Origin of the sequence: Terribacillus sp. DMT04, from assembly GCF_019056395.1 — a bacterium.
Taxonomy (GTDB): domain Bacteria; phylum Bacillota; class Bacilli; order Bacillales; family Amphibacillaceae; genus Terribacillus; species Terribacillus aidingensis_A.
Genome location: NZ_CP077639.1, coordinates 40262 through 52500, shown reverse-complemented (window position 1 = coordinate 52500; position 12239 = coordinate 40262). Strand labels below are relative to the sequence as shown.

The 12239-nt window shown below is 43.8% G+C and carries 11 protein-coding genes and 1 other RNA gene (1 of these 12 cut by a window edge); 4 read left to right on the top strand and 8 right to left on the bottom strand.

The window, feature by feature from the left end; translation table 11 throughout:
* From dnaX to tadA, 3 genes are all read right to left on the bottom strand, one after another.
* Nucleotides 1-1630: the 5' portion of a DNA polymerase III subunit gamma/tau gene (dnaX, locus tag KS242_RS00260; RefSeq protein WP_217322538.1), read on the bottom strand. 53 nt of this gene lie to the left of the window's left edge; the window shows 1630 of its 1683 coding nt (coding positions 1-1630); it begins with the start codon at nt 1628-1630; the stop codon falls past the left edge of the window.
* A 115-nt stretch (nt 1631-1745) separates the two neighbouring features.
* An RNA gene (ffs, locus tag KS242_RS00255) (signal recognition particle sRNA large type) lies at nt 1746-2011 on the bottom strand.
* A 69-nt stretch (nt 2012-2080) separates the two neighbouring features.
* On the bottom strand, nt 2081-2560 hold the full coding sequence (gene tadA / locus KS242_RS00250) for a tRNA adenosine(34) deaminase TadA (protein ID WP_217322537.1): 480 nt from the start codon (nt 2558-2560) through the stop codon (nt 2081-2083).
* Nucleotides 2561-2662: 102 nt separating this feature from the next.
* Between tadA and KS242_RS00245 the strand changes: the two genes are divergently transcribed.
* A complete protein-coding gene (locus KS242_RS00245) occupies nt 2663-3187 on the top strand; it encodes a cysteine hydrolase family protein (RefSeq protein WP_254391760.1) in 525 nt (174 codons plus the stop codon).
* Nucleotides 3188-3247: 60 nt separating this feature from the next.
* Nucleotides 3248-4534, top strand: a complete 1287-nt coding sequence (locus KS242_RS00240; RefSeq protein ID WP_217322536.1) for a glycoside hydrolase family 18 protein — start codon at nt 3248-3250, stop codon at nt 4532-4534.
* A gap of 28 nt (nt 4535-4562) precedes the next feature.
* On the opposite strand, the gene KS242_RS00235 is transcribed toward KS242_RS00240, so the two are convergent.
* The 4 genes from KS242_RS00235 to aldA form a co-directional block, all read right to left on the bottom strand.
* Nucleotides 4563-5276, bottom strand: a complete 714-nt coding sequence (locus KS242_RS00235) for a DUF3891 family protein (protein WP_217322535.1) — start codon at nt 5274-5276, stop codon at nt 4563-4565.
* Between the two features lie 50 nt (nt 5277-5326).
* Nucleotides 5327-5839, bottom strand: coding sequence for a type 1 glutamine amidotransferase domain-containing protein (locus KS242_RS00230; protein ID WP_217322534.1), 513 nt, complete (start codon nt 5837-5839; stop codon nt 5327-5329).
* Between the two features lie 66 nt (nt 5840-5905).
* Entirely contained in the window at nt 5906-7609 is a 1704-nt protein-coding gene (gene acsA, locus KS242_RS00225; protein ID WP_217322533.1) for an acetate--CoA ligase, read from the bottom strand.
* Nucleotides 7610-7779: 170 nt separating this feature from the next.
* On the bottom strand, nt 7780-9222 hold the full coding sequence (gene aldA, locus KS242_RS00220) for an aldehyde dehydrogenase (protein ID WP_217322532.1): 1443 nt from the start codon (nt 9220-9222) through the stop codon (nt 7780-7782).
* A 245-nt stretch (nt 9223-9467) separates the two neighbouring features.
* Here aldA and KS242_RS00215 point away from each other — a divergent pair, with 245 nt between their 5' ends.
* Nucleotides 9468-9659, top strand: coding sequence for a CsbD family protein (locus KS242_RS00215; protein ID WP_217322531.1), 192 nt, complete (start codon nt 9468-9470; stop codon nt 9657-9659).
* Nucleotides 9660-9823: 164 nt separating this feature from the next.
* On the opposite strand, the gene KS242_RS00210 is transcribed toward KS242_RS00215, so the two are convergent.
* Complete coding sequence (locus KS242_RS00210) at nt 9824-10573, bottom strand: N-acetylmuramoyl-L-alanine amidase (RefSeq protein WP_217322530.1); 750 nt, start codon at nt 10571-10573, stop codon at nt 9824-9826.
* Between the two features lie 186 nt (nt 10574-10759).
* Between KS242_RS00210 and KS242_RS00205 the strand changes: the two genes are divergently transcribed.
* A complete protein-coding gene (locus KS242_RS00205; RefSeq protein WP_217322529.1) occupies nt 10760-12238 on the top strand; it encodes a spore germination protein in 1479 nt (492 codons plus the stop codon).
* Nucleotide 12239: the final 1 nt, after the last annotated feature.

The following is a 12239-nucleotide window of genomic DNA, read 5'->3' as shown; positions in this document are numbered from 1 at the left end:
TAATTGGATCTTCTTCCTGGTTCGCAGCCTCTGCCGGATCTTGTTGCTTTTGATTCTTTAAGAAATCTTCTCGCAGCTCCGTCCAATTCTCTTCCGGAATCGGTATAATCGCGACTTGATGTCCGATGCGCTCTGCTAGTAATGATTCTATCGTGTCTTTATGTTCTAAGGCAAGTGAACAGTGAATCTCATATTTAAATCCAATAATAATGCTGTTAGAAGATGCTGCTCTTGGCTTACTATTCAAGATAGTGGCATGAGCAGGGGCATTTTGCCGCTTCAACGCATCCATGAAACTCGCCCAATGTTCCGCTACTAGCTTCAGTTCATCCTTTGTCGCTTCCGATAACACTTGGCGAATTCGCTCAAACGGCACACGGTAGTTGTTCTTACCGCCTGTCCGCACTTGCCGTTTCGGTTGCTCTGCTGCAGCGGGCGCGTTTGTTTGCTGTGGCTGCTGCTTCAATTGCTTCAGCTCTTGCTCGAGCTGAGCAAGCTTTCGTGTCAGCTGCTGCACAGCCTCTGCTTCTACACTCGCTGTCGGAGCGCTTTGATCAGCAATATGAAGAATAGCAATCTCAACAAAGACTTTTGGACTGTTCGCCCATTTAATTTCCTGCTGGCAGCGGTTGAGCTCTACAATGGCATCTTGGATCCAAGCTGCATTCACTTCCTCTGCCAGCTGCTTGAACGCATCGTCAACCAGCACGCGTTCTAATATATTCTCCATTCCCGGAGCACTTTGAAACATAAGCAAGTCCCGTAAATAATAGATAAGATCAAAGACAAAACGTCCCGGATCTTTCCCATCTTGGATAAGTAAATCCACTTGCTCGAGTGCTGTTTGCACATCTTGCTTCGCACACGCCCGAATGACTGCTGTGAGTCGATCTTGCGAAACAGCACCTGTAACAGCCAAGACATCCTCCAGCTGGACGGTTTCTTCACTATAGGATATTGCCTGATCTAAAAGACTAAGCGCATCCCGCATTCCGCCTTCTGCTGCAAGCGCAACAGATTCTACCGCTTCATCCGATACAGTTATCTGCTCATTATCCAGAATCTCCTGCATTCTGTTGACCATTGCTTGCTGATTGATTCGCTTAAAATCGAAACGCTGACAGCGCGAAATAATCGTCAGCGGAATCTTATGCGGTTCTGTTGTTGCTAAAATAAAGACTACATGCTTCGGCGGTTCTTCCAATGTCTTTAAAAGCGCATTGAATGCCCCGATTGAGAGCATGTGAACTTCATCAATAATATATACTTTATAGTTTACCGCAGTGGGAGCATATTTCACTTTGTCCCGAATATCCCGTATCTGCTCAACTCCATTATTGGACGCTGCATCTATCTCAATCACATCCGAGATAGATCCGTCTTGTATCCCTCTGCAGGCAGCACACTCATTGCAAGCTTCCTCTACAGGTGCGTGCTCGCAGTTGATCGTCTTCGCAAAGATCTTCGCCGCACTTGTCTTCCCTGTACCACGCGGTCCGGAAAACAAGTAGGCATGTGAAAATTTATCCTGCATAATGGCATTCTTTAACGTGCGGATAATCGGTTCCTGACCTACTACATCAGAAAATGTCCTCGGCCGCCAAACACGGTATAACGCTTGATAACTCATCAGGCCGCGCTCCTTTTTTCTTTGTTATTCCATTATAACGGAATTAGATACCTGTTACTACATAGAAAGAGCCCTTACCAAATGGCAAGGACTCTGATTATTTATTGATTAAGCGCCGTGCACCCACCGTCGATAATACGGATCTAAGCGTTACATAAGTTCATGGCTCGACCCAGGCTTCCCCGCGGCACACAGGAGGAACTGCTTACTGCTGCTTCCTTCCGGACCTGACAGGGTTCACAGGTTCCTGTTGCGCAGGACCCGGGTGTCAACACCAATTCCTTATGGCAGACCTTAAAGCCGTATTACCTCGGGCGGGAATTCGGCCTCGCTACAGCGGATTGCGAGTACAGGGCACCGCTACCTCCCCGCTTAGCACGGCTAAGTTGTGAATAAAGTTAGGCGCATTTGTTAGCGCAATTTATAGTATAGCTTGTTTAGAATGAAAAATCAATCCCGGCTGTTTTTCGCAGCTTTACGCTTCCGCAGATCCCGGAAAAAGGAGGTGAGCATACCGCCGCATTCATCTTGCATGACGCCGCCTATCACTTCTGTTTGATGATTGAATCGGGAATCATCCAACAAATTATATAATGTACCTGCACATCCTGCTTTCGGATCATACGCACCAAATATCACGCGGCGAATCCGCGATTGGATAATAGCTCCCGCGCACATAGGACAAGGCTCAAGTGTGACATATAAATCACAATCCTCCAGCCGCCAGCTGCCGACTTTTTCATTTGCTGACTGAATAGCATGCATCTCAGCGTGCGACTGCGCCTGCTGTGTTGTCTCTCTTAGATTGTATCCGCTGGCGATTATTTCTCCGTCTTTTACGATAATAGCCCCAATTGGCACTTCCTCAAGAAGCTCTGCCCGCTTTGCCTCTTTTATTGCTTGTTCCATCCAGTAAGCATCTGTTGTCATATATATATCCCACATTTCTATTTATAAGGTTTGAAGTTACCTGAAGTAGATAATGTATAAGTATAAGAAGCTTTCTACTATGAAGTAAAGGGGACGATAGCTGTGAGCGATAAAAAAGCTGTTTTATTTATAGATGTATTCAATACATTCGATTTTCCCGGCGGTGATAAGCTGCTTGAGAATACGAAGGAAATTCTCCCTAACTGGGAGAAGCTGCGCAATAAAGCAAAAGAGAACAGCTGGCCTGTCATCTATGTAAACGATCACTATGGAATTTGGCAGGATAACTTTAAAAAAATTGCTGATCATACCCGAACAGATGACAATAAAGAAATCATTGATAAAATGATGCCGAGTGAAGATGATTACTTTCTTTTAAAACCCAAACACTCCGCATTCTTCCAAACATCTCTTCCGTCATTACTGAAGGAATTGGATTGCGAGCGCGTTATACTAGCTGGTGTTGCAGGCAATATCTGTGTTATTTTCTCTGCAAATGATGCACATATGCGGGAATTCAAGCTAGATGTGCCGAGAAACTGTGTAGCTTCTAATACCAAAGAAGAAAACGAAGATGCATTGCGTGTCATTGAAAGTACACTCAATGCTCAAACCGATCCAATTTAACATAGAACGGCTCCTCCGAGCATAGCTTTTCTACAGAGGCTACTTAAAGGAGGAGTCGTTTTGCAAATCTATACAGTTCAGCGTGGAGACACAGTAACGAGTATTGCAAGCCGGTATGGAACGACTAGTCAGGAATTAATTACAGCAAATGAACTTGAAGCCCCTAATAACCTTGTTATTGGCCAAGCATTAGTAATCCCCATTATCGGATCCTTTTATTATGTCCAAACAGGAGACAGTCTTTACAGCATTGCCAGAAAAAATGATCTGACTGCAGCAGAAATAGCTCGTATTAATAACATTTCAGAGACCGCTATCCTTCAGCCTGGCCTGCGTCTTTATCTGCCTGCCAAACCAAAGACAGAACTTGATTCCAATGCCTACATCGAACCATCAGGAAATACAGTTTCCCAAACACTGGAGACTGCAGCTAGACAACGCGCACCTTATTTGACCTATTTAATGCCGTTCAGCTACAAAGTGGACCGTCAAGGTAATCTGACTGCTCCGCCATTAAATGACTTTGCCACCATAGCGGAAAATAACAATACAACACTAAGTTTGGCTATTTCTACAATTGAAGGTGGACAGTTCAGCGAAGAACTTGGTAAGACACTTGTGACAGATACAGCGGTTCAGGATCGCTTATTCACAAATATTATTGATGTTGCCGATGATGTTGGGTTTCGCGAAGTACATTTTGATATTGAATTTCTTCCGGCAGAAAATCGAGAGGATTATAACAACTTCCTTCGTCGCGCTGTCGCCAGACTTCGTCCTCAAGGACTGCGTGTATCTACAGCGGTAGCGCCGAAAACAAGTGCTTCTCAGCAAGGACAATGGTATGAAGCGCATGATTATGCTGCACACGGTGAGATTGTGGATTTTGTCGTTTTGATGACCTATGAATGGGGATACAGCGGAGGACCGCCGCTTGCAGTTTCTCCTTTACCGAATGTACGCGACGTTGTAGAGTATGCGCTGACGGAAATGCCAGCAAATAAAATAGTGCTTGGCCAAAACTTATATGGATATGACTGGACACTTCCCTATGAACCTGGCGGAGATTATGCCAAGGCCGTAAGCCCGCAGCGAGCTATCGCAATTGCACGCGAAAATAATGTATCCATTCAATACGACACAACAGCACAAGCACCGTTCTTTACCTATACAGATGCTGACGGTGCCCAGCACGAGGTGTGGTTTGAAGATGCCCGATCTATACAAGCCAAGTTTGATTTGATCAAGGAATTGAACTTGCGTGGTATTAGTTATTGGAAGCTAGGTCTTTCTTTCCCGCAAAACTGGCTGCTGCTTCAGGACAATTTCACGATTAGAAAACTTTAAAGAGCAGTGTTCACTACTGCTCTTTTTCTTATGTTACTGTTACCAAGTACTTTTCTTCGGTCCACTGACCTCCATCTGCAAGATACATCGGAACAGAGACGTTCAGCGGACTTTGCAGCGGAGAAGGAGTAAGTGTGACTTGATTGGCTGATACCCATGTTCCGATTACCTTATCGGCAAAAGAGAAGTGCTGTCGAAACCCATCTCTGAACCAACTTACTTCCTCTTTTTTTGATGCACCAGGTTCGTTCATACAAATATAAAGGGAAACATCATCACAGAATTCGAGAAGCTTCTGATCAAATGCTAATGTTTCTCTTTCCTGGGGTGATAGTGTTTGCTCATCTGCTTGCTGCAAGCCATTCTCTCGTTCCAGAAATGCCTTAATTCGTTGGTCATCTGTATCTGCAGAAAAGAAGGAGCAATAATGACGGCTGCATAAAATAGCTGCATAACGAGAATGCTCTCTCACTTCCATAATACCTTGTTGATATGCACGAAGCTTATCAGCAATCGGGTAATCAATAAAGCTGAAAAATCCCCCATCTGGCTTCTTCTTTGGCATTTTATCTAATGGTATCCAAGCTCGATCATGCTGCTCAATTGCCATGATTGCCTCCGGGCGCTGCGCAGGTGATTCTGGGTCATCTGTACGCCAATGCCTGGCTATTTCCCCGGAAATAGCGGCATGTGCATGCTGCGGAATGAGTATAGTCCCCTTGTCGCTTTTTCTTACAATCATATTCTCCCTCCTACATAAAACTCCCGGCAATCGCCGGGAGTAAATTGTACTTATTTGATTAGTTTCAAAGATTGTTCGATGAAAGCTGGAATGTCATCAGGCTGTCTGCTTGTAACCAGTTGATCCTGACATACGACAACTTCCTTATCTTCGACTGTAGCGCCTGCATATTCCATATCTACTTGAATGGATTTAAACCCTGTTGCTTTACGCCCTTCTAGTGTTTTAGCTGTAATAAGGAGCTGTGGACCGTGACAAATCGCAAATACAAGTTTCTTTTCATCCATGAAATGCTTTGCGAAATTTACGAATCGGTCGTCTGCCCGCAAGTTATCTGGTGATACACCGCCAGGAATGAATAGTGCATCAAAATCAGATGGATTTACCTCATCGATGCCTTTGTCAATAGATACCGTTGCATCTCCTTGCTTGCCTGTAACGGATTTACCTGCTTCCATTTCAATCGTTGTGACTTCGTGACCAGCTTCCTTGAATGCTTTAGCTGGGTCTGTGTATTCTACGTCTTCGAACATGTCAGTAATTACTGTTGCAATTTTAGCCATTGTTTAACACTCCTTTTAAAAGTATTACACAATGTATAGTTCCACCTGTGAAGCTGGCTAAACCTGTTATTCCTCTAAAGTGGACGTGTCCCCTAGCGGAAGCCCGAGTTCTTTAGCACGAAGTAAGCGGCGCATAATCTTGCCGCTTCTTGTCTTTGGAATGGAGCTGACAATCTCGATTTCGCGTGGAGCCGCATGTGCACTTAAACCCTTCTTAATAAACAGACGAATTTCTTCACGCAGTTCAATGGAGTCTTTATGCCCCTTATCCAGTGTGATAAATGCCTTGATAATTTCTCCACGTTCTTCATCGGGCTTTCCAATCACTGCAGCTTCTGTAACAGCAGAATGTTCAATCAGTTTGCTTTCTACCTCAAATGGGCCAACGAGTTTGCCCGACGTGTTAATAACATCATCCAAACGCCCTTCGAACCAGAAATAGCCGTCGTCATCCATCTTGGCGCTATCTCCGGAAACATACCAGCCATTGATAAAATAACTGTCAAACTTCTCTTGATTGCCCCAGATGGTCTTCATCATGGATGGCCAGCCAGCCTTCACTGCTAAATTTCCGCTCTTATGCGGCGGCAGGATGTTGCCTGCGTCATCTATAATGGCAGCTTCAACACCCGGAATTGGTTTTCCCATGGCACCCGGTTTAATCGGCAGCGTTGGATGATTGACGATTAGCATTGCGCCGGTCTCAGTCATCCACCACGTATCGTGGATTCGTTTTCCGTACACTTCTTCGGCCCAATAGATAATTTCCGGGTTTAGAGGTTCCCCAACGCTGAGGACATGACGAAGTGAGGACAAGTCAAAGGAATGCGCTACCTCATCTCCTGCAGCAGCCAGCTTTCGCAATGCAGTCGGCGCTGTATACCATACGGTTACTTTGTGCTTTTCAATTGTCTTATACCAAGCTTCCGGCGTAAAACGTCCGCCAGCAATGACATTCGTTACGCCATTCAGCCAGGGTGCAAAAATACCGTAGCTTGTTCCGGTTACCCAGCCGGGATCAGCAGTACACCAATACACATCATCCTCTTGCAAATCCAGCACCCATTTACCTGTAGCATAATGTTGGATCATAGCACGATGAGCATGATACACCCCTTTCGGTTTACCAGTAGAACCTGAAGTATAATGCAGCAGCATCCCATCTTCTTTATCCAGCCACACAGGTTCAAACGCTGTTGAAGCAGCAGTCATCAGTTTTTCATAATCGTATAAGTCATCTGCTGGTTCACAATCAAGTACAATGATTTCTTGCAGATCTGGCAGGTTATCCCGATTTACACGCGGCAGCAATTCTGCTGTTGTAATTAAAACTTTTGCACCGCTATCCTTTAAACGATCTTCTACCGCCTGTTCCATAAAGGCTTCAAATAAAGGGCCTGCAACAGCACCAGTTTTGAGAATACCAAAGAAGCTTGCATAAAAATCAGGACAGCGAGGCATGAACAAAAATACTCGGTCACCTTTTGTCACACCGAGAGATGTAAGCATATTGGCCGCCTGATTGCTCCGTTCCTTTAGTTGCGTGAACGTCCATTTCTCTTCCTTGTCTCCGTCTTGATAAATTAAGGCAAGCTGGTTGGCTTTAGCAGGATTTTCTGCATGACGATCGACTGCCTCATACGCTGCATTCACTTTACCTGTTGTAAACCAAGAAAAGTTCCGTTCCATTTGACTCCATTCAAAAGACTTACAAAGCGTTTCAAAATCAGATACATTATGCTTTCCAGCGAGAGGTGCTAACATTTTCATGATTCGACATCCTTCCCTTTAATTTGTAAGCGTTTTCAATAAACTGAAATAAAAAAGGCCTTTGTCTATGATCGTAAGGCAAGTAGGTTATTCTTATTGTACCTTGTTTTCTTTACCAGTGAAAGGAAAACAATAAAAGCACCTGCAGGAAAAATACAGGTGCCCTCCGCTTATTTCTTATACTGCATGTAAACAGTTTGTGTAACCAAGTAGTCCTCCACGCCATGCTTGCCATCTGTACCGCCAAGCCCTGACTTGCGAATCCCCGCATGGTATCCTTGTACAGCTTCCATATTTTCACGATTCACATATGTTTCACCGAACTTAAGTTCATTGATTACCTTCATTGCTTCGTTAATATCTTCCGTGTATACAGAAGAAGAAAGACCATAGTCTGTGTCATTGCCCATTTCAATTGCTTCCTCAAGACTTGTAAATGTCACAATTGGGACAACTGGACCGAAAATCTCTTCTTGAATAATCGAAGAATCCTGCTGCACGCTTGTTAAGATAGTTGGCTCGTAGAAGTAGCCGGAGTCTGCTTCTGCTCTTCTTCCTCCGATAATGCATTCCGCACCTTCTTCTTGTGCTGCCGCAACCATCTTCTCTACTGTCTCTAAACGATCCTGACTTACAAGCGGTCCTAATTCCACATTATGATCCTTTGCTGGATTTCCATAAGATACTTGCTCAAATGCCTGTTTCAGTTTTTCTGTAAAGTCTTCCGCAATGCTTTCATGTACATAAACACGCTCTGCATTGGTGCATGTTTGTCCGTTATTCAAAAGACGTGATGCTTTCACCTGTTCCACTGCTAAATCTATATCCGCATTTTCCGTTATGATTGCTGGCGCTTTGCCGCCTAATTCCAGATTCACTTTCGTAATGTTCTGGGCAGCAGCTTCCATAACCTTTGTACCTGCTGTAACACTACCTGTAATCGAAATCATGTCTACTTTATTGTGAGAAGCAAGCTGATTTCCTAATGCTGAGCCCGTTCCTGTCACATATTGATACACACCATCTGGTACGATCCCTAATTCATCGACCATCTTTGTAAATGCATAAGCTGTATTCGGTGTTTGCTGACTCGGTTTAAGCACTAATGTACAACCTGCCGTTAGCGCCTGAGCGACTTTGCGTGCCAAAATAAATACCGGGAAGTTCCATGGCACAATGCCCGCAACAACTCCAATTGGCTTCTTATAGATAAAGATATTTTCGTTTGGCCGGTCACTTGGAACAATTTCACCTTCTATACGGCGGGCCCATTCCGATGTATAACGAAAGAAGTCAATTGCCATGTCCACTTCGCCTGTAGCAAGCTCATAATTCTTCCCTTGTTCCTCCTGCAGTAAGGCTACAAAAGTGTCTTTCCGTTTTTCCAGCTCATCGCCAAGCTGGCGAACAATTTTAGCACGTTCAATCGCCGGCATCTGCTCCCAGTCTTTTTGGGCAGCGGCTGCGCCTTCCACTGCTTGATTCACTTCATCTTCTGTTGCTTTCGGAATCTTTGAGATGACTGCTTCTGTTGCCGGGTTCAAAATGTCGATTGATTCTTCTGCTTGCGAGGTGACAAAACGTCCATTGATATACAGCTGATGCGTTTCCATGTGTATCCTCCTCTATTTGTACTTGGTAACGTATTTCCACAAAGAGGAGTGTTACAAACACAAAAAGGCCCATTCCTTCGCCGGAATGGACCTTTCCTTACACTTAGCAGATTAGTGGTATGGGGGATACCTGCTATCACTATACCCCTCTGCCAAAGAAATAAACATATTTCTTAAAATAGTTTACAAATATTTTGCGCGGGAACACAACTTGTATACAACAATACCAAAAGGAGTGGATTATCATGGCAGAAAATAAACAAAGTCTTAGCGATAAGGTGAAAGGTACCGTATCTAAAGTAAAAGGTGAAGCAAAAGATCAAATCGGCAACGCAAGAAATGATAAGGGGCAGCAAGCCGATGGGAAAAAGGACAAGACAAAAGGGAATTTACAGGATGTCGCCGGTAAAGTGAAAGAAAATCCTGACCGTCACTAAGAAAGAAACTTACAGTTGGTTAGATAAACTTACAAAATAACAGGGGAACTTGGGAAAGTCAGGTAAGCATCCTATTTCGTCAAATTTCGTGCTACACTTATCTCATAAGATTTCCCCTAAATTTCTAACGCAAAAAGGGCTGCCAAATTGGCAGCCCTTTTTGTTTAGATTATCTCTACATACTGTGTATTTGCTGTAATATAATTTCCGCTCTTCAGCTTATACATGGTAGAACCTGATACTGTCAACGTCTCTACCACAGTGAATACTTCTCCTTGACTTACCACTCCTGCACGCGCATTCCAATCAGGTGCATTGTAATAGTAAAGTGACTGCGCCTTTACACGAATTAAGAAAGTAGAATTCGCTTTCTTACGAAGTCCAAGTGCACGCTCTAAACCATTCACATGACCTCGCGCCACATTTTGAATCCAGCCGTTATTTTTCATTTTCGCTGCGTCCGCGCTGTTATCAATAAAACCATTTTCTGTTAAAACAGCAGGCATTGCGGTTTCCCGAAGCACATGGAAATTTGCTTTCTTTCTGCCTCGATCTGGCATATCGATTAATTTCATTACCTCTTCATGAATGCGGGCACGCATTACGCCTGTTTCGGAACTGTCGGAAAGTTTTGTGTAGATGTAATCTTCATAACCAATTCCTCCGCCAGCATTGATATGAATGCTAAGGAAGAAATCCGCTCCCCATGCATTTGCATCATTCGTCCGCTGAGAAAGTGACGGGAATGTATCACCTGTACGTGACATACGAACATCTGCGTTTTCATACTCCAGCTGCAGAATATCCCGAATAGATGTCCCAATTGCTAGAGTTACATTCTTCTCCTGAAGGCCATTCGCCGTTGCCCCTGGATCCGATCCTCCATGTCCTGGATCTACATAAATTTTCACCATTCGACCATCTCCCTTTCTTTATTTGACTGCCATGTGGTACCTTATGCAGCCTTGTACTAAATAAAAGCGGTTGATGTCACAATTTCACAACCCATTCTGCAATTAGTATCGAATGATAGGGACGAATGGTGTCATAAAAGTTAGCAAGTTAGCCACACTAAGGAAACGGAAAAGAGGTGAGCGGAAATGTTTCCATGGCAGAAAAACAAGACAGAGGCAATTGAGAAGCGAAAAGCCAGAAAGATATCCAGGAATATGAAAGATAATGTAACTTATATTGAAGAGCAGTATTCGTATGGAGTTAACTTTGATTTTGAGTCTCGATCACTACAAGGACCAGCAGTCAAGTATCATATATTCTTTTATACCACGACAGTCAGTACCAAACAGCTCAACGATGATATCATCACACCTCTGTTAGCATCTAAGAAACCTATTCCGATAGATCGTATCGTTACCGTATCGAGTTTGAACTCGTTAAAAAATATGGATGATGTAGAGAAAGGTTTAAATACAGGAAGTGTCATTATATTCCAGGATGGAGTCTCCGAGGCATACGAAGCCAGCATTCCAGACTTTAAACACCGTTCCATAGAAAAAGCAGATAATGAAAGGACAGTAAAGGGACCAAAGGATGCTCTTACTGAATCCTTAACGACAAATATTTCGATGATACGAAAAAAAATGCCTTCCAAGGATCTAATCGTGGAGAGTATAGACGTCGGGGTAAGGCCTGTCGATCCAGTTTCCTTGGTTTACACGCGCGATTTGGTGAATGATAAGGTGCTTGAGAATATTAAGAGTCGAATCAAGAGTATTACTGTAGATAATATCCGAAATATAGAAGTACTGGAGCAATTTTTAGAAGAAAGACCGCGGTCACTATTTCCCACTATGCTCTACACCGAGCGCCCAGATAATGCTGCTAATTATATTTCAGATGGTTTCATCGTGATCATGATGGATAACTCGTCATCCTGCTTGATTGCTCCGATGACAATATGGGGATTTTTCCACTCCCCAGAGGACATCTACCTCCGATGGGCATTTGGGAATTTCAGCCGTTTGATTAGGGTATTTGCCTATCTCATCACTCTATTTGTTTCAGCCGCTTATGTTGCGATAACAAATTTTCACAGCCAGCTGGTGCCGATTGATTTACTGCTGGCTATCGCTGCCAGCAGGGAGAAAGTTCCTTTACCCATCACATTTGAGGTGCTGCTGATGGAAGTAGCATTCGAGTTGATCCGAGAAGCTGGTGTCCGAATACCCAATCCATTAGGACCTACAATCGGAATCGTCGGCGCGCTCATTCTCGGACAAGCAGCTGTAGAGGCAAATATCGTTAGTCCTATTGTTGTTATCCTTGTTGCACTGAGTGGCTTATCTTCTTTTAGTGCTGCAAACTACAGCATTAACCATACATTACGCATTTCGCGCTTTTTATTCATCCTTGCTGCTGGTTTTTTTGGAGCTTTCAGCTTACTAGGTGCCATTATTATTTGGCTTGCTTACGTTGTTTCATTAAATTCCTTCGGTGTTCCTTATTTTTCACCACAAACACCGCATACCAAATCATCAGATGACACCTATTTCCGCAAACTTCTTAAAAATATTAAATGGAGACCTGGCTACCTCAAGCCAAAAGACATGGACAAAAATTAAA